This window comes from Sporosarcina sp. BI001-red (genome assembly GCF_003384035.1).
Taxonomy (GTDB): Bacteria; Bacillota; Bacilli; order Bacillales_A; family Planococcaceae; genus Sporosarcina.
The window spans coordinates 63,066-86,132 of the sequence record NZ_QQAK01000017.1; the positions used below are offsets into that span (position 1 = coordinate 63,066).

The 23,067-nt window shown below is 39.6% G+C and carries 18 protein-coding genes, 1 other RNA gene and 2 pseudogenes; 18 read left to right on the top strand and 3 right to left on the bottom strand.

Going from position 1 to position 23,067, the window contains the following annotated elements; all coding sequences use genetic code 11:
• Positions 1-47: 47 nt before the first annotated feature.
• From DVB69_RS16820 to DVB69_RS16890, 14 genes and pseudogenes are all read left to right on the top strand, one after another.
• A complete protein-coding gene (locus DVB69_RS16820; protein WP_116020264.1) occupies positions 48-1,235 on the top strand; it encodes a phosphoglycerate kinase in 1,188 nt (395 codons plus the stop codon).
• Between the two features lie 14 nt (positions 1,236-1,249).
• Positions 1,250-2,011: a triose-phosphate isomerase gene (tpiA, locus tag DVB69_RS16825; RefSeq protein ID WP_116020265.1), complete on the top strand. Its 762-nt coding sequence runs from the start codon at positions 1,250-1,252 to the stop codon at positions 2,009-2,011.
• The gene (gene gpmI / locus DVB69_RS16830; protein ID WP_116020266.1) at positions 2,004-3,524 is read left to right on the top strand and encodes a 2,3-bisphosphoglycerate-independent phosphoglycerate mutase; all 1,521 of its coding nucleotides are present in this window, start codon (positions 2,004-2,006) and stop codon (positions 3,522-3,524) included. The genes tpiA and gpmI overlap by 8 nt, the downstream gene beginning before the upstream one ends.
• A gap of 18 nt (positions 3,525-3,542) precedes the next feature.
• On the top strand, positions 3,543-4,835 hold the full coding sequence (eno, locus tag DVB69_RS16835; protein ID WP_116020267.1) for a phosphopyruvate hydratase: 1,293 nt from the start codon (positions 3,543-3,545) through the stop codon (positions 4,833-4,835).
• 107 nt (positions 4,836-4,942) lie between these two features.
• On the top strand, positions 4,943-5,170 hold the full coding sequence (gene secG, locus DVB69_RS16840) for a preprotein translocase subunit SecG (protein WP_116020268.1): 228 nt from the start codon (positions 4,943-4,945) through the stop codon (positions 5,168-5,170).
• Positions 5,171-5,254: 84 nt separating this feature from the next.
• Positions 5,255-6,001 (top strand): alpha/beta hydrolase, encoded by a 747-nt coding sequence (locus DVB69_RS16845; RefSeq protein ID WP_116020269.1) that lies wholly within the window; start codon positions 5,255-5,257, stop codon positions 5,999-6,001.
• 46 nt (positions 6,002-6,047) lie between these two features.
• A complete protein-coding gene (gene rnr / locus DVB69_RS16850) occupies positions 6,048-8,405 on the top strand; it encodes a ribonuclease R (protein WP_116020270.1) in 2,358 nt (785 codons plus the stop codon).
• A 47-nt stretch (positions 8,406-8,452) separates the two neighbouring features.
• Entirely contained in the window at positions 8,453-8,920 is a 468-nt protein-coding gene (gene smpB / locus DVB69_RS16855; RefSeq protein ID WP_039042535.1) for an SsrA-binding protein SmpB, read from the top strand.
• A 109-nt stretch (positions 8,921-9,029) separates the two neighbouring features.
• Positions 9,030-9,388, top strand: a transfer-messenger RNA (tmRNA) gene (ssrA, locus tag DVB69_RS16860).
• A 388-nt stretch (positions 9,389-9,776) separates the two neighbouring features.
• Entirely contained in the window at positions 9,777-10,052 is a 276-nt protein-coding gene (locus DVB69_RS16865) for a GIY-YIG nuclease family protein (protein ID WP_116020271.1), read from the top strand.
• A 282-nt stretch (positions 10,053-10,334) separates the two neighbouring features.
• Positions 10,335-11,420 (top strand): annotated as a pseudogene (locus tag DVB69_RS17865) (DUF2075 domain-containing protein).
• Positions 11,421-12,216: 796 nt separating this feature from the next.
• The gene (locus DVB69_RS16880; protein ID WP_116020274.1) at positions 12,217-12,567 is read left to right on the top strand and encodes a hypothetical protein; all 351 of its coding nucleotides are present in this window, start codon (positions 12,217-12,219) and stop codon (positions 12,565-12,567) included.
• A 328-nt stretch (positions 12,568-12,895) separates the two neighbouring features.
• Positions 12,896-14,173 carry an IS110 family RNA-guided transposase gene (locus tag DVB69_RS16885; RefSeq protein WP_116020275.1) on the top strand — a complete coding sequence of 426 codons (1,278 nt, stop codon included), beginning with the start codon at positions 12,896-12,898 and terminating at the stop codon, positions 14,171-14,173.
• Between the two features lie 387 nt (positions 14,174-14,560).
• Positions 14,561-15,655 (top strand): hypothetical protein, encoded by a 1,095-nt coding sequence (locus DVB69_RS16890; protein ID WP_116020276.1) that lies wholly within the window; start codon positions 14,561-14,563, stop codon positions 15,653-15,655.
• Positions 15,656-15,662: 7 nt separating this feature from the next.
• On the opposite strand, the gene DVB69_RS16895 is transcribed toward DVB69_RS16890, so the two are convergent.
• Positions 15,663-16,469, bottom strand: coding sequence for a sce7726 family protein (locus tag DVB69_RS16895; RefSeq protein ID WP_116020277.1), 807 nt, complete (start codon positions 16,467-16,469; stop codon positions 15,663-15,665).
• Positions 16,470-16,590: 121 nt separating this feature from the next.
• Between DVB69_RS16895 and DVB69_RS16900 the strand changes: the two genes are divergently transcribed.
• Positions 16,591-16,905, top strand: a complete 315-nt coding sequence (locus DVB69_RS16900; protein ID WP_116020278.1) for a type II toxin-antitoxin system RelE/ParE family toxin — start codon at positions 16,591-16,593, stop codon at positions 16,903-16,905.
• Between the two features lie 15 nt (positions 16,906-16,920).
• A complete protein-coding gene (locus DVB69_RS16905) occupies positions 16,921-17,991 on the top strand; it encodes a HigA family addiction module antitoxin (RefSeq protein ID WP_116020279.1) in 1,071 nt (356 codons plus the stop codon).
• A gap of 89 nt (positions 17,992-18,080) precedes the next feature.
• On the opposite strand, the pseudogene DVB69_RS16910 reads toward DVB69_RS16905, so the two are convergent.
• A pseudogene (locus DVB69_RS16910) lies at positions 18,081-18,434 on the bottom strand (IS5/IS1182 family transposase); the annotation flags it as partial.
• Positions 18,435-18,781: 347 nt separating this feature from the next.
• Between DVB69_RS16910 and DVB69_RS16915 the strand changes: the two are divergent.
• Positions 18,782-19,705 carry a S66 peptidase family protein gene (locus DVB69_RS16915; protein ID WP_116020280.1) on the top strand — a complete coding sequence of 308 codons (924 nt, stop codon included), beginning with the start codon at positions 18,782-18,784 and terminating at the stop codon, positions 19,703-19,705.
• Between the two features lie 316 nt (positions 19,706-20,021).
• Positions 20,022-20,345 (top strand): DUF4956 domain-containing protein, encoded by a 324-nt coding sequence (locus DVB69_RS16920; RefSeq protein ID WP_233505447.1) that lies wholly within the window; start codon positions 20,022-20,024, stop codon positions 20,343-20,345.
• Between the two features lie 99 nt (positions 20,346-20,444).
• On the opposite strand, the gene DVB69_RS16925 is transcribed toward DVB69_RS16920, so the two are convergent.
• Entirely contained in the window at positions 20,445-23,066 is a 2,622-nt protein-coding gene (locus tag DVB69_RS16925) for a heavy metal translocating P-type ATPase (RefSeq protein ID WP_116020281.1), read from the bottom strand.
• Position 23,067: the final 1 nt, after the last annotated feature.

Sequence of the window (23,067 nt, forward strand, 5' to 3'; positions counted from 1 at the left end):
CTCCTTTTTTTATCATAAACTTTTGTTGTGAAGGAGTGTTTGTTCGCATGAATGCCAAAATGACGATGAAAGACTTGGATCTAAAAGGGAAACGAGTTTTCTGCAGAGTGGATTTTAACGTACCTATGGAAGACGGGAAAGTTTCAGATGATACTAGAATTCGAGCTGCAATCCCGACAATCGAGTATCTTTCTGAACAAGGTGCAAAAGTGATTCTTGCGAGTCACCTTGGCCGTCCGAAGGGTGAAGTGAAAGAAGATTCACGACTAACGGAAGCGGGAAAGCGATTAGCTGAATTGCTAGGTAAACCTGTTTTGAAATTGGACGAGTCTACTGGACCCGCAGTTGAGAAACAAGTTTCTGAGTTAGCGGACGGAGAAATTCTGTTGCTTGAAAATGTTCGATTCCATGCAGGTGAGGAAAAGAACGACGCTGAACTAGCTAAACAATTTGCTTCACTCGCAGACGTTTTCGTTAATGATGCATTTGGAGCAGCACACCGAGCACATGCAACAACCGCAGGAATTGCAGAGTATCTCCCAAGTGTCCAAGGATTCTTACTTGAAAAAGAACTTGATGTCCTTGGAAAAGCATTATCCAATCCAGAACGTCCATTCACTGCAATTATTGGTGGAGCAAAAGTGAAAGATAAGATTGGTGTCATTGATCACTTATTGGATAAAGTGGATAACCTGTTAATTGGCGGAGGATTATCGTATACATTTATACGTGCACAAGGGCACGAAATAGGAGATTCTCTCCTCGAGGAAGATAAGGTTGAACTAGCCAAATCATTCATTGAAAAAGCGAAAGAAAAAGGCGTCAACTTATACTTGCCAATCGATACAAGAGTGGCGGATTCGTTCTCAGAAACAGCAGAAACAAAAGTTGTTGCGGTTAGCGGCATTGAAAAAGGGTGGATGGGACTCGATATTGGTCCTAAAACTGCTGAACTTTACGACAGTGTCATCCGAGATTCAAAACTTGTTATTTGGAATGGACCGATGGGTGTATTTGAAATGGCCACGTTTGCTGAAGGTACAAAGCGGGTTGCTCAAGCAATGGCTGAAACAGATGCATTTACAATTATAGGCGGTGGCGATTCTGCTGCTGCGGTTGAAAAGTTTGAAGTAGCTGAGAAAATGGACCACATCTCAACAGGTGGCGGTGCGTCATTGGAGTTCATGGAAGGTAAAGAACTGCCTGGCGTTGCTGCATTAAAAGATCGTTCATAAGGAGGAAACTACTCATGAGAAAACCAATTATCGCAGGAAACTGGAAGATGTACAAAACGCTGGATGAAGCTGTTGCTTTTATCGATGCACTTGCTGGAAAGCTGAAGGAAACTGACAAGGCCGATATTGTTATATGTCCACCAGCACCTTACCTTGCAACACTTGTGGAAAAGTCTAAAGGATTACCTGTTCGTATTGGTGCACAAACGATGCATGAAGAAGTTGAAGGGGCATTCACGGGTGAAATCAGTCCAACCATGCTTTCAAGTATAGGTGTCGAATTTGTTGTGCTTGGGCACTCTGAGCGTAGACAATACTATAACGAGACAGACGAATCTGTTAACCGGAAAGTGAAGTCGGCTTTTGAGCATAAGCTCACACCGATTGTATGCGTAGGCGAGTCACTGGAACAACGTGAAGGCAACGCGACAGCAGATATCGTTTCGGATCAAGTGAAGAAGGCTTTTTCGGAAATTAGCGAGAAAGATGCGGCTACAGCAATCGTTGCCTATGAGCCGATTTGGGCGATTGGTACTGGACGTACTGCAACTGCTGAAGATGCGAATGAAGTCTGTGCACAAATTCGTGCAGTCCTTACAGACCTCTATTCTGACTCAGTGGCACAAGCTATCCGTATTCAATACGGCGGTAGTGTAAAGCCTGGCAACATTAAAGAACTCTTATCGATGAGTGATATCGATGGAGCATTAGTCGGTGGAGCAAGTCTCGATCCGGAATCGTTCACCGCACTCGCGGAGGCTGGAGTAAATGTCTAAAGGACCTGTTGGCCTCATTATTATGGACGGTTTTGGACTGCGCTCAGAAACTTCCGGAAATGCTGTTGCGCATGCGAAAAAACCAAACTATGAGCGATTATGGAACGCATATCCCCACTCTACGTTAACGGCGTGTGGGGAAGCGGTGGGGTTGCCTGAAGGTCAAATGGGTAACTCTGAAGTTGGTCACTTGAATATTGGAGCTGGAAGGATCGTCTACCAGAGCCTGACACGGGTCAACAAATCGATTCGAGAAAACGACTTCTTCCAAAACGAAGCGTTACTTGCTGCTGTCCAGCAAGCAAAAGCGAATGGCGGTGCACTTCATCTTATGGGGCTTCTATCAGATGGTGGTGTTCACAGTCATTATGAGCATTTGTTTGCATTGCTTCGCCTTGCTGAAATGCATGGCGTTGAAAATGTGTATGTTCATGCGTTTTTAGATGGAAGAGACGTTGGTCCTAAAACTTCAATAACGTACATTAAAGAAACAGAAAACATGATGAAGTCACTTGGAGTTGGTCAGCTTGCGTCAATATCCGGTCGCTATTATGCGATGGATCGGGATAATCGCTGGGAACGTATCAAGTTGACGTATGATGTCATGGTGAATGGCGAAGGACCTGTTTATGCATCAGCAGAACAAGGGGTTCAGGCTTCCTACGATGCAGGTGTGACAGACGAGTTTGTTGTACCATTCATCGTTCAAAAAGAGGGGCAGGCTCCAATCCAAATTGCTGAAGGAGACGCCGCTATATTTTTCAATTTCCGACCTGACCGCGCGATTCAGTTATCCCGCGCGTTCACTCAAAATGGATTTGATGGATTTGCAGCAAAACAATTTACGAATTTGAAATTCGTTACATTTACGGATTACAGTGCTGAAGTTGCTTCCCAAGTTGTATTCGCCAGACAAGATTTGAAAAACACAATTGGTGAAGTTCTTTCTCAGAACAATATTCGTCAGTTGCGTATCGCGGAAACTGAAAAGTATCCTCACGTAACGTTCTTCATGAGTGGTGGACGAGAGGAAGAATTTGAAGGCGAGAAGAGAATTCTAATCCCTTCACCTAAAGTTGCCACGTACGATTTGAAACCTGAAATGAGTGCATATGAAGTAACCGATGCTCTGATCAAAGAAATACAAGAGGACCAAATCGATGCGTTCATTCTTAATCTTGCTAATCCTGATATGGTCGGTCATAGTGGGATGCTAGAACCAACTGTGAAAGCGGTTGAGACAACGGATGAATGTGTTGGACGTATTTTGGACGTGTTACTTGCTAAAGGTGGAGCTGCGATTATAACTGCGGACCACGGAAATGCAGACGAAGTGATGACAATCGAAGGTTCACCAATGACTGCCCATACGACAAATCCCGTGCCAGTGATTGTAACAAAAGATGGCGTTACACTAAGAGAAGGCGGTATTCTCGCTGATCTTGCGCCAACCATGTTAAAATTACTAAGTATCAAACAGCCAGAAGAGATGACAGGAACGCCATTATTTTAACTAAAGGGAGAGATTTGCATGCCAATCATTACACTTGTTCAAGCTAGAGAAGTACTCGACTCACGAGGGAACCCCACAGTTGAAGTCGAAGTGTTCACAGAAAGTGGAGCATTTGGACGAGCAATTGTACCATCTGGCGCATCAACAGGTGAATACGAAGCTGTTGAACTTCGCGATGGCGACAAAGATCGATACCTTGGAAAAGGCGTGCTAAAAGCGGTTGCACATGTCAACGAAGTCATTGCAGATGCATTGGAAGAAAACTATTCAGTTCTCGACCAAGTCGTCATTGACCACGCTCTGATCGAACTGGATGGAACGGAAAACAAAGGCAAACTTGGAGCAAACGCAATTCTTGGTGTATCTATGGCCGTAGCTCATGCTGCAGCTGACTATTTAGATATTCCTTTGTATCAATATCTTGGCGGCGTTAATGCGAAGCAACTTCCTGTTCCGATGATGAACATCGTCAATGGTGGAGAGCACGCGGATAACAACGTCGACATTCAGGAATTCATGATCATGCCTGTAGGCGCTGAATCATTCCGTCACGCGCTTCGTATGGGAGCTGAAATCTTCCATACCCTAAAATCAGTTTTAAAAGAAAAAGGCTTGAACACATCAGTTGGTGATGAGGGCGGATTCGCACCGAACCTTTCTTCTAATGAGGATGCATTATCGACAATTGTTGAAGCAATTGAAAAAGCAGGCTACAAGCCAGGCGAAGACATTATGCTTGCTATGGACGCTGCAGCATCTGAATTCTTCAATAAGGAAGATGGAAAGTATCACCTTTCAGGCGAAGGGATTGTCAAATCATCTGAAGAGATGGTGGATTGGTACGAACAGCTTGTCGATAAATACCCAATTATCTCTATCGAAGACGGTTTGGATGAAAACGACTGGGCTGGTACAAAGCTACTTACAGATCGCTTAGGCAAACGTATTCAAATTGTTGGAGACGACTTGTTTGTAACAAACACAGAAAAACTCTCACGTGGTATTAAAGAAGGCGTCGGCAACTCAATTCTTGTCAAAGTGAACCAAATCGGAACACTTACTGAGACATTCGATGCAATTGAAATGGCGAAACGCGCTGGCTACACAGCGGTTATCTCTCACCGTTCAGGTGAAACAGAAGATACAACAATCGCTGATCTTGCAGTCGCAACAAATGCTGGTCAAATCAAAACAGGTGCTCCTTCACGTACCGATCGTGTTGCGAAGTATAACCAATTGTTGCGTATCGATGACCAACTCGATGAAACAGCACAGTACCTTGGCAAACAAACATTTTATAACTTGAAGTAACAATAAGCAGAACTTAGAGACAACTGCTGTAATCAGCGGTTGTCTCTATTGCTATAGTTTGGTAAACTGGTATGGTAGTTGAGTTTTGTTTCAGGAGGTGGAACATTATGCACGCGTTATTAATGACATTGCTCGTGATTGTCTCACTTTCACTAATTGTCGTTGTCTTGCTACAATCGGGGAAAAGTGCGGGCCTATCAGGAGCCATCTCCGGTGGTGCCGAACAGTTATTTGGTAAACAAAAGGCACGCGGTCTAGACTTAGTCTTGCAGCGCGTTACAATTGTACTTGCCGTGCTGTTCTTTGTACTGGCGATTGCGATCGTGAAAATATAAAAAGAAGCAATTTCCGCCTGGCCATCTGTACGGCCAGGCTTTTTTATTCAAAACTGGTTGAGTAATGATTGGAGGTTAGGTCGCATGAAAGTTTCTCATGCAAAGCCTTTCTTTTTTGAACATGGAAAGCGAGCAGTACTTTTACTGCATGGATTTACAGGGACATCTGCAGACGTACGAATGATCGGCAGGTTCTTGGAGAAAAAAGGGATTACGTCCCTTGCGCCTCATTATAAAGGACATGGTGGCCCTGCAGAAGAACTCATTCAAACAGGTCCTGAAGACTGGTGGCCTGATGTCATTCAAGCATATGACCAACTAAAGGAAGCGGGATATGACCAAATTGCGGTAGCAGGTTTATCATTAGGTGGCGTATTTTCCTTGAAATTAGGAGCAGAACGTCCAGTGATGGGTATTGTAACAATGAATGCGCCGATGTCGATGCGTTCTTTGGATCATATGTATGAAGGGGTTCTCCACTACGCCCGTGAATATAAAAAGCTTGAAGGAAAAGATGAAGACACAATCGAAGCAGAGGTAACAGCTTTGCGTCAAAAGTCGATGCCAACGCTTGTCGATCTCCAGAAACTGATCGAGAACGTGAGAGCGGAAGTGGATACCATCTACGCACCGCTGTTAGTCGTTCAGTCCACTCATGATGAAGTGATTGATCCGAATTCTGGACAAATCATCTATGATAATGCAGAATCTACAGACAAAAAGATTTCACACTATGAGAAATCGAAGCATGTGATTACACTAGGACCAGAAAAAAACGAGTTACATGATGAGATTTTTGAGTTTCTGGAGTCGCTAGATTGGGAAGAGTAATCCTAGCGATTTCAGGTAATACTAACAATATAAGGAGGGATGAGAATTGGATAATTTTGAAAAAGAATTGCAACAAAAAATCCTTTCAACAATGAAAGACGATTCATACAAGCCATTGACTGTACAGGAAATCCAGGAGTTACTTGGAATGGAACAAGCCGCTGAATTTAAAGAACTTGTAAAAATGCTTGTCCATTTAGAACAAAAAGGACTCATCATTCGTTCCCGTACAAACCGTTATGGTACTCCAGAGCGTATGAATCTTGTACGTGGAAAGTTTATCGGACATGCGAAAGGTTTTGGATTTGTCACACCTGAAACGGAAGGCATGGATGATATTTTCATACCGCCGAACGAAGTTAATGGTGCCATGAATGGAGACATCGTGTTAGTACGCGTTTCTAGTAGCTCATTCGGAGATCGAAGAGAAGGCTCAATCAGTCGAATCGCTGAACGTAAAACAACAAAAGTTGTCGGTACGTATCAGGATAACAAAGGGTTCGGATTTGTCATTCCGGATGATAAAAAGCTGCCTATGGACTTATTCATTGCTAAAGGGAATAACTTAGGCGCTATCGATGGGCATAAAGTGGTTGCTGAAATTACTGAATTCCCAAGTGATATGAAATCTGCAACAGGAATGGTTGTTCAAATACTCGGTCACAAAAATGATCCGGGCGTCGATATCCTATCGATCATCCACAAGCACGGAATTGCAATCGAGTTCCCTCCAGAAGTCCTTCAGCAGACAGACAAAATCCCTGCAGAAATTCAGGAATCAGATCTGTTAAACCGAAGAGACTTGCGAAATATGCTAACGATCACGATTGATGGTGCAGACGCGAAAGACCTTGATGACGCGATATCTCTAGTCAACAATGGAGATGGAACGCATACCTTATCCGTCCACATTTCAGACGTCAGCTATTATGTCACTGAAAATTCACCGCTAGACGCTGAAGCGTATGATCGCGGAACTAGTGTCTATTTAACAGACCGCGTGATACCAATGCTTCCACATAAGTTATCGAACGGAATCTGTTCGTTACATCCTGATGTGGATCGGTTAACACTCACGTGTGAAATGACGATCGATGATACAGGTAAAGTGACACACCACGAAATTTATCCGAGTATTATTAATTCCGATTATCGGATGACGTATCAGGATGTCTACCAAATTGTTGACCAGTTGGACGAAGAACTACGTACGAAGTACTCGGAAATCGTTCCAATGTTGACCGATATGGCAGAGCTTGCAAAAACCCTACGTCAAAAGCGTGGCGATCGCGGTGCAATCGATTTCGATTTCAAAGAATCGAAAGTATTAGTGGATGAAGAAGGCTGGCCAACAGAGATTAAGATCATTGAACGTACCGTTGCTGAACGTATGATTGAAGAATTCATGCTTGCTGCAAACGAAACGGTCGCTGAACACTTCCACTGGATGCAAGTGCCGTTCATGTATCGAATTCACGAAGATCCGAAACCAGAGAAACTTCAACGATTGTTTGAGTTCTTGACGAATTTCGGTATTGTCGTAAAAGGTGCGGGCAACAAAGTACATCCACGTGCATTGCAAGAAATTACAGAGTCCATTTCAGGTCTTCCTGAGGAAACTGTTATTTCAACGATGCTCTTACGTTCGATGCAACAGGCGAAGTATTATCAAGAAAGTCTCGGTCACTTCGGGTTATCCGCAGACTTTTATACGCACTTCACATCTCCAATCCGTCGCTACCCAGACTTGATCGTACATCGTCTCATTCGTACGTACTTGTTTGAAAAAGACGTTTCAGGGAAAACAATAGCTCATTGGGATGCAGAGCTACCTGAGATTGCGCAGCATACTTCTGATATGGAACGCCGTGCAGTAGATGCAGAGCGCGATACGGATGCATTGAAGAAAGCACAATTCATGTTGGATAAAATCGGGGAAGAGTTCGATGGTGTCATTTCATCTGTAACGAATTTCGGTTTGTTCGTGGAGCTTGAAAACAAAATCGAAGGACTCGTTCACGTTAGTTATATGACAGACGACTATTATCGTTTTGACGACCGTCAATTGATGATGATCGGCGAGCACACTGGCAAGCAGTTCCGTATTGGGGATGAAGTCACTGTACGTGTGACCGCTGTGAAACCTGAAGAATCTTCAATCGACTTTGAAATTGCAGATATGAAGAAAACATTCCATAGAACACGTAAAACAACACCTAAAGTGATCCATGCGAAAAATAGACCTTCTGGCGATGCAAAGGATAAAGGATCTAAGAAAAGTGATTCCGGTAAACCGACTCATTCTGGAAAGCCAGCTGCCAAAAAGTCTGGTGGAAGCGAAAAGAAGAGATTTTACGATGGTGTTGCGAAGAAGAAGAAACAAAAACCTAGAAAAAGAAAGTGAACCGGATTGCCAACTGGCCATTCGGTTTCACGGGAGGGTGAATGACGATGGCAAAAGGCAAAGGGAAAGTCCTTGCAGTCAATAAGAAAGCCAATTACGACTTCGCAATTGAAGAAACAATTGAAGCAGGTATTGTTCTGCAAGGCACAGAAATCAAATCGATCCGAAACGGGAAAGTACAGTTGAGAGATGCGTTCGTTCTCATCCGTAACAATGAAGCCTGGATCTCCAACATGCACATCAGTCCCTATGAGCAAGGGAATCAGTTTAACCATGATCCTGTTCGCTCTCGTAAACTACTGATGCACAAGAAACAGATTAGTACATTGATCGGGCAGACGAAGGAAAAAGGGACTGCAATTGTTCCTTTGAAAATGTACATCAAAGACGGTTTCGCAAAAGTACTTGTTGGTGTCGGTAAAGGTAAGAAGTTGTATGACAAACGACACGACTTGAAAGAAAAAGAAGCAAAACGTGAGATGCAACGGGCTTTCAAAGACAAACAACAATATTGATAGTTGGCGTTCGATGAGGTATACTAATCTTAGTAATACAGTTCCGATAGTCTTAGCATCAGCAGGAGGCTGCTGATGACTCCAGACGATTCCCGGACATCCCTTTAACGGGGACGTTACGGATTCGACAGGGGTGGTCTAAGCGTGAGCTGCGCGTCGGAGGCTCGTCTCCGTCAGAAACGGACCTTAATAATAACAGGCAAAACTAACAACAACCTAGCATTCGCAGCGTAAGCTGTTGAATCTGCCTTGCAATACCATCGCCCATGTGGCGTTGTAGGGCTAACCTAAAGTGGGATACGCTGGATGCTGCTTTTCGAGGCTCCCCAGAAGAGATTTCCGAAATAGAGCTCAGGAGGCCCTGTCTTCCGGCATAATGTAGCGCGAACTCAAATAGGAAAACTACACGCGTAGACGTTTGCGTATTAGAGCCTCTGGACGTGGGTTCGACTCCCACCGTCTCCATAGTGAAATATGGTCAGAACACCATCCCTTGTGGATGGTGTTTTTGTTGTGGGAGGGAAATGTGATGTGGGAGATCGGGTTTTGCTGCGTTGGTTAGGTGAACGCTCATAAATCGAGAAATGTGATCATAAATCGCCGAATATGATCATAGACCGTGAAATTCGCTCATAAGAAAGAAAAAACGCTCATAACTCTCAAAAAGTGATCATAAAAGTATAATAGCGCTCATAAAACACGGAAAGCGCTCATAACTAAAACGGTAATACTAAAAATCTACAGAATTTGAGTGAAATCTTAAATATTCCAGTACTGTCCAATATTTACAATCTGTCATTCCAACTTTAGTGTTTAAGATAATATAAGTATTGTAAAGAATGTGCAGGTCAGAAGCATGGACAAATTAGAGATAGTAACATGGCCATTCCAGGATAAAATTTTAAACAAAATTAGCAATAATGAGTTGTTTTTAAACTATCCTGTAATTTACATATTAAATGGTTCCAAAGAAGCTTACATAGGTGAGACAGTCTATTTTAAAAAGCGGATGAAATCACATGTGAAAAACAAAGATAGAAAGAACTTGCAATATATGCATCTGATTAAGCATGAGAAATTCAATCGTTCTGCTACTTTTCATCTGGAAACAAAGCTTATTAATTATTTTTGAGGTGATGAAAAATATAAACTTCAAAATAAGAGTAAAACATCAAATGATTTTACTCACAATTATTATGAAAACCCATTTTTTGATCAAAGCGTTTTTAATGAATTATGGAATGGACTGTATGAGAAAGGTATTGTAGCAAATTCACAACATGTTATCGAGAATAAAGACATATTTAAATTATCGGCATTTAAAGAGCTTTCGTTGGATCAGTTAGATTTGAAAGAAAAGGTAATTAACTATTGTAAAGAACAAGTCCAATTACAACATAATGAATATGGGGGCTTGTTCGTCATTAAAGTAGAAGCCTGTGTTGGAAAAAGTGTTGTGTTAAGCTCAACTTTTAATACGATACAGGAACATAATTCGGAAGCTTCATCGCCCTTCTTTAATACGGAAAAATATTTAGTTGTGAATCATGAGGAAATGTATAAAACCTATAAAGGAATTGCTTCTCAATTAAAGCATTTAAAAGCTAAAAACTTTGCCAAGCCAACTCTTTTGATCAATCGGTTAAATAAACCTGATAAAAAAGCGGATATATTATTAGTAGATGAAGCACATTTATTATTGACTAGACAAGATACATATAAAAATTTCTATGCAGAAAATCAATTAGAAGAGTTAATGAAGCTGGCAAAAGTTGTGGTAATTGTATATGACAGTGATCAAGTTTTAAAGTTAAAAAGTTTGTGGCAAGAGCTAACTCTAGAAAATTTAATGGGAAAAAGTACACATTCACAAAACTATCAGCTAACCAATCAATTCCGAATGGAAGCAAATGATGATGTAATCGAATGGATTAATCAATTTAAACAAAAACGCATACTTCCTTTACCACATGACGAAGCATATGAATTTAAAGTGTTCGGTGCTTTAAAAGAAATGCATGATGAGATAAAAGAAAGAAATAAGGAGTATGGATTAAGTCGTGTAGTTTCAACATTTGATTATTTACATAAGAAAGATGGAGGAGTTTATTACATTACAGAGGATAGGGGGGAGTACCAAATTCCATGGAATATAACAGATAGTAAATTTACTTGAGCTGAGAATGCTTCAACAGTTAATGAAGCAGGTTCTATTTACACAATACAAGGATTTGATTTGAATTATGTCGGTGTAATTTTAGGCCCTTCTATTACTTACGATGAACAATTGGATGAACTAGTTATTAAAATCAATGTCTATAAGGATATCGGTGCATATTCAGGCACAGAAGGAATTGAAAATGTTGAGGCTGTTAAAGAAAGAATAATATTAAATTCCGTCAATATTTTAATGAAGCGCGGGATTAAGGGATTGTTTTTATATGCGAGTGATGAGGCATTGAGAAATAGACTCTTTAGAAACCAAAATAGTATAACCTGAAAGAAGTTTCTTTTTCCACTGCTGCAACCAGAGTACACTATACATCGCCGGACTCGTCACATTTGCCAGACAAGGTAAATCCCATATTATCTTTAATGATTTGTGAAGAGGAATACAATAAGCAGTACTTTTTTAAAGACCATAGTGAACGAAAACGAGTATAACAAACCCTATGTAAAGGGAGATAAGATTCCTGTGTACAACAAGAAAAAATATAGCAAACCCAGGGTTGTTAGGAGTATAACTGATCTGGATTTTCTGATTCACACGAAATAGTAACAAGCATTAATGATTAATGTCGATTTATCAAGTATTGTGGCAAATTAGGATTTCTGGTAAGATGTGGATAGATGGAGAGGAATTAGATTCGGGTACCAATTGTTTAAGAGTTCATGTTTGTTTAAACAGTCATGATTGTTTCGCATACAGGTACCTTTCACTATTAACAAATGGGCAAAAGTTTTTAAATACGCTTATTTTATATCCTTTAGCAAAGGATTTTCCATCATTTGTTTCACCACCAGTTCAATTTATCTTCCATTATATAAAACAATAGATGAAAGAGAATAATGGACGGTTATCTTGGCTGGAAGATGAGGAGAGATATATTGAACATCGTCATGCCTCATCTTACTTATTGGATGGCGAATGTGCTGTAGACTATGTTAAAAATACACTTGCATTTTTTTGTAGCAGAGCACTTTTACGTAGTCCATGAACAAATTTATCGTTCAGGTAGTGCAGACTGAAGGGATACAAACAGGACTTATTATTATTAACCAAGGAAGATATTAACATGTTAGTAGAAATAGATGCAGCCATTAAACAACCCGTTGCGTTAGCAACCTATTTAGAAACACATTATCTCCAACGGCAAAAGACAAAGCGTGCACCGTTTTTAAAGTCGGCTTGGCGATTAGGGGTTGCATCGATATTATTGACGGTTATACTTGCATTCTCTAATATCATATTCGAGAAATTGCAATCCTCTAAAGTATTTATTAGTGAGAAGTGGACAGCTACTTTCGCAAAGGATGAGGTAGAGCCGACGGTGGCTACCCCAGAGGCGATGCAAGAGAGGATTACTGAGCCTACGGTTAATATTCGCATTGCTACAAGGTTCTATAATAGCGACAGGCTATGCTAATAAACCTACGTGTTTTTAAATGTAGAACAACTTGATAACGATTGAGTTACCGCGCTGAAGATTTGGCTAGCTGACGGACAGACAGACAGGCTATGTGAGTAAGAAGGTAACTTCAATTCAATAAGTGAGGGAAGATAGCGCATCTCTCTATAGCGGTTTTAATGAGAATATGTCTGTCCTAGGTTTAAAAAATTTGATCAATTCAGTAAGGAGCATTCCTGTTAAAAGCTTTTTCGGGGACTTGAACATAAAAAGCCCTCTTGGTATGATGCGGGGTGTCAAATCTGCACGAATTGACCCCTAATTTGCATACCAAGGAGGACTCATCATGAATTTTACGCAAAACGTTAAAATTAATCAAGTTACCGATAAAACGCTGGTCATAGGAATGGACATCGCCAAGCGCACACATTACGCCTGCATGGTCGATGAACGTGGCCTGCTCCTTAAGAAATCGTTCCCTGTCCATCAATCAAGCCAAGTGTTCGAATACTTCTATGAATGCATTCTAAGCGCCAAGAAACAATTTGGTAAAAGTGAAGTCATCATTGGTATTGAGCCTACCGGCCACTATTGGCTCAACTTGGCCTACTTTCTCGACGATCGTGGCATCCCGCTCGTCATATGTAATCCAATGCATGTAAAGAAATCCAAGGAACTTGACGACAACCTTCAGACAAAGAACGACGCAAAGGATGCCCTTGTCATCGCCCGTTTAGTGAAAGACGGTCGATATAGCTATCCACGGATATTAAGAGAGACAGAGGCTGAATTGCGTGTCGGTTCGACACTGAAAGGCAATCTCACTGAAGAATTGAACGCAATTAAAAACAAGATGATCCGCTGGACTGATCGGTATTTTCCTGAGTTCCAAGCAGTGTTTCCATCGTTTGGGAAAATGGCGCTTGCCGTTTTGGAATGTACCCCATTCCCATCTGAGATAGCGAATCAGGAACCGTCAGAACTACTGGCAACCTACCGGATGGTAGAGGGGATGAAATCTCCCCAGCTGCCAAAGACGAAAAAGCTCATTGTAAGTGCGCGTACCTCTATAGGCGTAACAGAAGGACAACAGATGGCCCGTATTGAAATTGCCACACTTGTCCAGCGTTATCGCCAACTTGAGAAGGAGCTGGCATCGCTTCAAGAACAGCTGACAGGGTTTATTCAAGCTACTGTTGAGTACGAATATCTCCAAACAGTCCCAGGGCTTGGAGACGCAACCATCATTGACTTACTATCTGAAATCGGAAGTTTTACTCATTACAATCATCCACGCCAATTATTGAAACTTGCGGGATTGACATTAAGGGAGAATTCTTCCGGACAGCACAAGGGACAGAAACGAATTTCCAAAAGAGGAAGAAGCCAGCTGCGTGCACTGCTCTTCCGTGTCATGATGCCGATGATTCGGCACAACCAGGCATTTAAAAGCCTGCACGAGTATTACACAACCAGGCAAGTGAATCCATTACGTAAGAAACAGTCCATTGTAGTTCTCTGTGGAAAACTATTGAAGGTACTGCACGCAATCTGTACGAAGCATATGGTGTTTGACGCTGAGCAAATGATGAGGGACATTCCCACGCTCGAAAGAGCTGCCTAAGGTTTTACATTCGTAGTAAATGACTAGAAAATTGGATGACACGGAGAAGCCGGCATTATATTATCCATACGACCAATGAGTCCCTTGAGGAGCTTCGCCAGCCTCCGCCTTATGACTAGACCGAACGAAGGAATGTAGGCGCTTTAGACGCCAAGAGACATGGGAGGGTACGTCATCATAAGCCATGCGGAGATCCATAGTGCATCGTATATTGTATCAGCATCGCAACCAGTATTATCCAGCGATGACCGCGTAGCGTGCCCAAGGACGTTTGAAGATTCAAATATCTAATTATTATTGTTAATCATCGTGTCAAAAATATTTTTTTGGCACCCTTACAACGGCTCAAACCGTTGATACATCAATGTTTATAGAGGGAGGATAACTATGTATTTGCCTATTATGAAAAATCGGAATGAGGAATTAAAAGTTATTAGTAATATGAATCATTTTTTGGGTGAATCTATAATTCCCATAATTGAAATAATTAGAGATGAGTATAATATCAAATATAAAATTGATGAAAATACAGGTGAATATATTTATGAGAAAAAACCCGGTAAAAGAAGGAGAAACAAAATAAAATTACCGCCAACAGAAGATGATATAATTACTTTGGAAAAGATTCAAGAAAGACTAAATGGAAAAAAAGGATTTATTGATTTCTTTAGATTTAGTGAAGAAGAATACGATAATAAAGACTTCAAAGGAATTGAATTATCATTCACGTTGAGTCGAGATTATAAATACTACAAAAAAAGAATGTTACAAATAGGAAGGTTCAGTAATTTATATCCTGTAATTTCTATTAAAAAGGGTTTTAAAATAAGTGAGCATGACTTACTAAAATTAGTAAACGAATTAAGAAGGGATAACTCCTCCATAGCGATTAGAATTACGGACATTTATTTAGATGACTATTTGGAATTCCTGGAGGAGCATTTAACAGAAATAGATTTTATCATGTTGGATATAAGAAATCAACATGTTGATTCTAAGTTCATGGAACTAGAAGAATTTCAAGAGTTAGAAACGGATGCAAATAAAACTCTACTTAATTCCCCTAGATCGAGAGAATATAAAAATGGAGACTATGAAAACCTGGAATTCACTAAAAAAATCGATAATGGAGTTGCAATAAAATATAAGGATTATGAATTTGACGGGTTTGGGGACTTTGGTGGGCTAAAAGATGATTTACCGTCAGAAGGTGGGGGTAACGGAACAGGGTCAGCATTAGGGTTGATATATTCAAAAGAAAAAAATTCCTTTTTTTCAATAGTAAACTCTGATACAAATCTGGGTGTGCGAGGGTTTAAGTATGTTAGAAGTGAAGTACTAAATAGATTAGCTCTTATTGATAGTGAAAATGATTGTATAGCTGTTAAAAGAATTGAAAGTATGGAAGAAAAGTTTGGCAATTGGGCCACCTGGAGTAATCTGACGTTAACTAGGTATATACATCAGCAAGCAAAAAAATAGTATACCTTTAAAGGTATACTATTCTTGGAGATAATGTATTTTTAAAAAACCATTGATAATCTATTTCTAGAATATCGGAGCTGTTTTCTACTAGAAAATTCCACTTGTATTGGAATTTTCTTCTTAAACATAGTTTGAAGATTTTGTTGATCTCTTTTTCAGTTTTTTTACTAATAATTAAATCAATCATAGTGTCTTTGGATTCAAGGGTTGGACATTCAAAAAAGACATTCAAATCCTTTTTCGTTAAGACTGACAGTTGAGAAAAAGCTGAAATAGAACTTGATTTAACAGCACCTCGAGCTTTTTTAAAAACATATTTACCTGTTTTAGTGCTGTAATAAGTGTAAATTCCACACTCACTTGGAATGTGAGAGGTCATACTCTTAAGATCCTGCACTGAACATATTAAATATACCATATCGAACACTTGGAAATAGTCTTTCATTTGCTGATTTAACCGCTTTGGAGTATCTAATTCAGTTTTTATCTCGAAAGCTGTACTTATACTATTTATTTTGCATAAATCTAACCTACTTTTTCCTACATTCAATTCAAAAATAGAGACATGGTTATTTGTTTTAAAGAGGACATTGTTAATAAAAGTAGATTTAATTGTAGTTTCATTAGGATAATAATCTAACAGAAACTGATTAACGAATTCTCTGGGGGATAATGTATTTTTAAATTTATCAACAGATAATTGACCATCAAATGCTTTTAAGACTTTATTCTTGATAGTATTATTACTTAAAAATGTAGAATATTGACTTGATAATAATTTTGCGTATTCAAAGTTTCTTTTCTCTTGCATATTCTGCACTCCTATTCTAATCCAATTATAGTACATAAAGTTGATGTTAGTCCACTTAAGTTGGATTGACCTTATAGGTTAATTTGTGTTAAATTTATTTTGATGAATAAGGGGGATACAAATGAAAATTTCTTATGCTACTAAGAAATTGGAAAAGATATTAACCAATGAACGTATGATAAAAAAGGAATATACAGGATTTTATAAAAAAGTTATTAATAGAATATCAGAGATAAGGGCTGCGAACAATTTGGATGAAATCCCTCACGTACCTCCACCTCGTCGACATAAACTAGAAGGAGATTTTAACGATTGTTGGGGAATTGATGTCTCTAAAAACTATCGTATTGTAGTAAGGCCAATTGGTGATTGGGACGAATCTGACTTGAAATCAATTAATGAAATACTAATTTTAACAATTGAAGACTATCACTAGAAAGGAGGTATTTTTATGGGGAATGAATTTGTAGTCCATACAGGATCTATTATAAAAGAATATTTAGAAGAACTAGGAATGAGTCAAAAAGAATGTGCTAAACGATTAGGAGTTAGCGAAAAACATATTTCTAATTTGTTGAACGGAAAAAGCAGATTAACTGAAGAGGTAGCTATAAAGTTAGAAAATATAGTTCATGATATACCGGCTTCTTATTGGTTGAACTACGAAAGTAAGTATAGGGAACACTTGAAAAGAGAAGAGATGTATTCTAAAAATTATAGTGTGGAGCAATTAATAAATTTCTCGAAGAGATTTAAGTTCAACACAATATTTAATGGATTAGACTGGGATTTAGCTAAACAGGCTAATGAAATGTTAAAACTTTTAAGGATTAGTCAATTCGAACAATTTGATGAAGTATATTCGAACCTTAATGTTGATTTTATGGAAGATGGCGGAGAAACTGAAGCAATAGCTATTTGGTTAAGTTTAGCCAGTGAAGAAGTTGAAATTCAAAATAAAGACTTGTCAAATATAAGTTATAGTAAAGAAAAACTAACTGAGTCATTGGGTAAATTTAAATTGCTTTCCTTAAATAATGACTACGAAAATTCATTACGAAGCGCAAGAAAATTATTAAATCGTTTTGGAATTTATTTAGTGTTTTATAATGCATTAGAAAACAGCAAAGTTAGGGGTGCCCTTACAACATATAAGAATAATCCAGCAATTTATCTTACTGGAAGATTTAAAACACATGATCATGTCTGGTTTGCTTTGATGCATGAGATAGGACATCTTATTAAACATTATATACCTAATGAACCCATTGTAACGCTTGAGAATGAATTGAAATTAAAACCCGACAATGACACAAAAGAGGAAGAAGCAAATGAATTTGCTAGGGATTTTTTCATTAATAAATCTATGTACAAAGAATTTGTTTATAGAGGGGATTTTAATGAAATTAATATTCATGATTTTGCTAAAACTCAGGGTGTCCTTGCCGGAATAGTTGTAGCTAGGTTACAACATGATGGAATTATTAGCTTTGATAAATTAAACCATTTGAAAAATCGGTAATTATTAATAAGTGAATCAATCTCATAATTATTCTTTTAAAAATTACAAAGACATACCCAAAGGTGAATTTGTATTTCAAAAAACAGGAATCATGAGGGTTTTTGATCTTGCAGTGAGAGGTTAATACGATATGCTGCTAGTTTTGATGCGTTATAAATCAATACAATCATATCGAAATGGACTTTTGCTCGTTTTCCGGTTCGAAATCGTACGTTATTTAACTGATAAAATTCTTTCAGATAGGCATTCACGCGCTCGACTGCGGTTTTTCGCTTGAAGACTTTCTTCCATGCTTTTGATCCTCGGTCTGGTACCGTATATTTACAAAGATCCGTTGTGATTCTAACTTTGTACACCTTTTGGCATTGCCCTAAATTTTAGAGCGGGCATACTTTACATTCCAGAGGCTGAGTGTATTTAAGGGTTTCGTATTTTGGGTCATAGATTCAAGTACCTGTGCATCAAACAATCATGATTGTTTCCCACGCAGGTACCTTTCACTTTTAGCCGGAATTTGTGACGTGAGAGGGTGAGTTTGCTTGCTTGCGTTGAGCAGACGACCGCTCATAAAAATGGTAGAAGTGATCGTCCATCAAATTGCAAATTCACATATCCTTGTACAATTCCTATGCTTCATCTATTCATTAAAGAATAGATGGGAAAAGGCTTCCCTTTTGGTGACTGGATGTACGGAAATCCATATTGTTCTCCAAATAAATTCGCAGACATATGCTAAAACACGAGGGGGAATTGTGCGTGTACCTTACACGTGAAGAGGAGCTATTGGGTATTGGCTACGAAACCGCGGCAATTGCAAAGAGGCGACACTGTAGGAATCGTTACGCTTGGAAGTCCACTGGCAGCTAATCGCATTAATGAAGGGATTCGGATGTTGCAAACGATGGGGCTTAAGGTCGTAGTGGGAGATTATGTGTATTCCGCCAATGGTTTTCTTGCGGCGACTCCTCAACAACGAGCTTCGGATTTAATGAAGATGTTTAAAAATCCAGAAGTGAAATGGATTTTACCTTCTCGCGGTGGAGTCGGAGTGGCGGGTATTTTACCATTCCTGGATTTTAACGTCATCAAGCAAAATCCTAAAATTGTATCGGGATACAGCGATATCACAATTTTATTAAATGTGTTGTTTGAATATGCGAACCTTATCAGTTTTCAAAGTTTGTTATTGTTAGACTTTAATCCAGAAACCCCGCCCTATAATTTCAATCAATTCTTTGCGGCGACATCGACTGTAACTGCGCCTTGGTCAATTATTAATCCGCCTGAAGTGCCACTTATCGGAGTGGTGCCCGGAAATGTGACAGGACCGATTGTAGGTGGTAATCTCACGTCATTCGTAGACACCTTGGGCACATCCTTTGAAATCAATACGGAGGATAGAATTCTTCTTTTGGAAGAAACACATGAACCGATCAATACGGTGTATCGATACTTAAGTCACTTAGCGATGGCCGGGAAATTTGAAGATTGCGCAGGCATCATTATGGGACAATGTACGAACTGTGAACCCTCTTATGGGAAAAGTTACGCAGATTTGATCAACGAATTTTTAGTTCCGTTTGGAAAGCCTTTATTGACCAATTTATCCACCGCACATAGCTACTATAAAGCCACAGTTCCTATTGGAGCAAGTGTTAATATGGATACGGTGAAGCGAACGTTGAAGGTGATGGAGCCGGTTGTTAAGGTGTAGTAGAAAATGGGGACAGTAGAGATTAGCATCAGCAAAGGTTACAATTTACCGAAGAACAGAATTAGCCGATTACGTACTCATACGTAATCGGCTAATTCCTTTCCAAGTTAAATAATCAATGCTGTTACACCGAATTAAGAGATCACATCTCCGTGATCTCTTTTTTGTGTGGATTAATGATTTTTAACGTTCGTCTTTTAGTATGGAACTCATAAGGTGACAGGAAAAAGGAGCAGATACTCATGGCAATTGAAATCTTTAGTCTGAAAGAGCAAAAGTACTTAATCGCTCACCGGCATACAAAGAAATTGCGGCGATGGTACTGGCGGCTATCTTAAGTTTAGTCATCAACAAAGTGTACCAAGTTACATTTACAGGAGAGCGCTATGCCCAAGCTTTCGTCCATACGATCATTATGATGAGTGTTGTCGTATCACTCGTTATGAATGTAGTGAGCGGAAATGCCGGCGTCGCATTTGATGTGTTTGCCGTATTCTCCCTCATTCGTTTCAGAAGTGATGTAACGAACGCTAAGGATATCGCATTAAAGATTCAAATAGCTCCTTACTCAATCTATTTCATAATAATAGGTACCTTTTTAATGGATAGGTACTTTTTACATGAAACTAAAAAAAGATGACTCCAGCTCAATACCGGAGTCATCTAATCACAGCTAACACTGCAAATTCAACTAGCAAAGGATTACGCAACATCAATTTCTTCAAGAATTATGGAAATTTTAACCTTTGACCTTTAAAAGTCGAAGTGCATTTAATATAACGATCAGTGCAGCGCCGGTGTCACTTAATACGGCAACCCATAACGTTAACAAGCCGGGAAGAATTAAGAGTAACGCTACAACTTTTATTAAAATCGAAAACCAAATATTTTGTTTGATAATAGACAATGCTTTTCGGCTTAGCTTAATTGTATGTGGGAGTTTCTCTAAGTTGTCAGCCATTAAAACGATATCTGCGGTCTCCATTGCAGTATCTGTGCCAGCACCACCCATCGCGATCCCAAGGTTTGCAGTAGCTAGTGCAGGGGCATCGTTTATCCCATCCCCAACCATGGCTACACGATAGCCTTCTTCTTGCAATTTTTTTATGGCATCTACTTTTTCTTCTGGTAATAATTCAGAGAAATAGCGATTCACACCGGCTTCTAAAGCGATTGCTTTTGCAGTCCCTTCGTTATCACCTGTCAGCATGACAACTTGTTCAACGCCTATTTTTTCTAGGTTTGCAATCGCTACTTTAGTTGCTTTTCGGATTGTATCTGAAACACACATGATCCCTAAAATCTTTTCGGCCGTCCCTATAATGATAATGGTTTTCCCTTCGTCTTGCAGTCTTGAAATTTCTTCAAGATGGTTATCAATAGGGGTGTTGACCTCTTTAAACAATTTTTTGTTTCCTGCAAAGTAGGGCACATGATCGATTGTTGCTTGGATCCCTTTTCCTGCAAGGTTCTTAAACTCTGAACCACTCTTTGCTTGAATCCCTTTTCCTTTCGCGTAATCCACAATTGTTTTAGCGATGGGATGTGTAGAGTATTCCTCCAACGTTCGAGCAATTGATAACAGGGTTTCTTCTGAATCATTAAAGACGACGACATCAGTAACTTTTGGTTTTCCTTCAGTGAGTGTTCCAGTTTTGTCAAAGGCGATGGCATTAATAGTTCCTGCATTTTCTAAGAAAGTTCCACCTTTAATAAGAACGCCATTTTTAGCAGCATTTCCAAGAGCTGAAACAATGGCAACTGGGGTCGATATAACGAGTGCGCAAGGACATGCAATCACTAACAGCGTTAGCCCTTTATATATCCATTCATCCCACGTACCAAATCCGAATAATGGGGGAACGAGCATCACTAAAAGAGCAAGGATGAATACAACAGGTGTATAAATACGTGCGAATTTATCAATAAACGCTTCTGTAGGCGCCTTTTGCTCTTGAGCTTCTTCAACTAAATGAATGATTTTAGCGATCGTTGTATCCTCTATTAGTTTCGTAACTCTAACGCTCAGTGATCCGTGCTCATTTAAAGAACCCGCATACACGAAACTCCCTTTTTCTTTATCGACAGGGATGGATTCCCCTGTTATCGCAGCTTGATTGACACTAGATTCGCCTTCTATCACATCTCCGTCTAATGGGATTCTATCCCCAGGCTTCACGACAATTACGTCATGAATGGAGATTTCTTCAACAGGCTTTCTAATTAATTCATTGCCCACTTGAACCCAAGCTTCTGGCGGGGTTAACTCCATTAGACCACGAATCGATTTGCGTGTTTTTTCGATTGCCCGATTCTGTAAGTTAAGCCCTAACGCAAACAGCCAAACAACGGTGGCTCCTTCCAGCCATTCGCCTAGAAAGGCTGCCCCGATTGCAGCTGCTGACATGAGAACGTTCATGTCTAACGAACGGCTTCTAATCGCATAATAAGCACTCTTCACAGGCTTATATCCGCTTATGACCAGTGCAACTGCATACATGGTTATCGTTAGATAAGGAGAAACTCCGGTGTGAGAACCGATAAATCCTAGAGCAATTAATATACCTGAAAAAATGACAGCTCCATTCTGATTAATAGAACGCGTGGGGGAAGGTGTCTGATTATTGTTAGTGATGAGTGAGGCTATAAATCCAGCTTTAGCTACTTCATTAATTATTTCTTCAGGGCTATTTACGTGTTCAATTTTCATTTTTCCTGTTGCAAAATTCACCTGAACGTATTTGACAGTAGGAAGATGGTTCAAGTGGTTTTCAATGGTTAAGGCGCAAGAACCACAATCCATGCCTTCAATAAAGTAATTCTTTAAGTTGTTATTCACTTTAATCGGTTCAACTTCAAACCCAAGCTTCTTCATTTGTTTTTGGATGGATTCAAATTCGAGTTCTTTCGTCGAACTAACCTGCATTTTTCCGGTACTATAGTTTACGTGAACTCCTATGATATTTGGTTGAGTTCTTAAACTTTTTTCAATTGTCACCGCACAAGCTGGGCAATCCATTCCATTAACTCGAAATTCCTCTTTCACTCCTTCATCAAGATTTCCATTAACCGGATTTAGAAGTTCTTTTGGTTGAGCGCAACAATCGTCTGCACCTATCGTGGCCTTTTCTAGTTCTTTACTGTTGCAGCAAGTCGTTCCTTTACTATCTTCCTTTATAATCATTGAATCTTTGTTACAACATTCATCTTCGGCTCCTGTATCTATCGTGTTACTGCTACAACAATTTGTCGTAACACCTTGCTTTTTTTCGATTTGAGTATCTTGGGTGCTACTGCAGCAATTTGTTTGTTCCTCTACTTTTTGGGGTTCTGTATTGGTCGAACAGCATTTTTTGTCCATT

Excerpts from the sequence above, each read along its gene's own strand:
- DVB69_RS16895 (WP_116020277.1), bottom strand. The coding sequence starts at position 16,469 with ATGCAAGAGAAAAGAAACTTTGAATACGCAAAATTATTATCAAGTCAA.
- tpiA (WP_116020265.1), top strand. The coding sequence starts at position 1,250 with ATGAGAAAACCAATTATCGCAGGAAACTGGAAGATGTACAAAACGCTG.
- DVB69_RS16820 (WP_116020264.1), top strand. The coding sequence starts at position 48 with ATGAATGCCAAAATGACGATGAAAGACTTGGATCTAAAAGGGAAACGA.
- DVB69_RS16845 (WP_116020269.1), top strand. The coding sequence starts at position 5,255 with ATGAAAGTTTCTCATGCAAAGCCTTTCTTTTTTGAACATGGAAAGCGA.
- DVB69_RS16890 (WP_116020276.1), top strand. The coding sequence starts at position 14,561 with ATGTATTTGCCTATTATGAAAAATCGGAATGAGGAATTAAAAGTTATT.
- DVB69_RS16865 (WP_116020271.1), top strand. The coding sequence starts at position 9,777 with ATGGACAAATTAGAGATAGTAACATGGCCATTCCAGGATAAAATTTTA.
- DVB69_RS16880 (WP_116020274.1), top strand. The coding sequence starts at position 12,217 with ATGTTAGTAGAAATAGATGCAGCCATTAAACAACCCGTTGCGTTAGCA.
- smpB (WP_039042535.1), top strand. The coding sequence starts at position 8,453 with ATGGCAAAAGGCAAAGGGAAAGTCCTTGCAGTCAATAAGAAAGCCAAT.
- gpmI (WP_116020266.1), top strand. The coding sequence starts at position 2,004 with ATGTCTAAAGGACCTGTTGGCCTCATTATTATGGACGGTTTTGGACTG.
- DVB69_RS16900 (WP_116020278.1), top strand. The coding sequence starts at position 16,591 with ATGAAAATTTCTTATGCTACTAAGAAATTGGAAAAGATATTAACCAAT.
- DVB69_RS16925 (WP_116020281.1), bottom strand. The coding sequence starts at position 23,066 with ATGGACAAAAAATGCTGTTCGACCAATACAGAACCCCAAAAAGTAGAG.
- eno (WP_116020267.1), top strand. The coding sequence starts at position 3,543 with ATGCCAATCATTACACTTGTTCAAGCTAGAGAAGTACTCGACTCACGA.
- DVB69_RS16905 (WP_116020279.1), top strand. The coding sequence starts at position 16,921 with ATGGGGAATGAATTTGTAGTCCATACAGGATCTATTATAAAAGAATAT.
- DVB69_RS16885 (WP_116020275.1), top strand. The coding sequence starts at position 12,896 with ATGAATTTTACGCAAAACGTTAAAATTAATCAAGTTACCGATAAAACG.
- DVB69_RS16920 (WP_233505447.1), top strand. The coding sequence starts at position 20,022 with ATGGTACTGGCGGCTATCTTAAGTTTAGTCATCAACAAAGTGTACCAA.
- secG (WP_116020268.1), top strand. The coding sequence starts at position 4,943 with ATGCACGCGTTATTAATGACATTGCTCGTGATTGTCTCACTTTCACTA.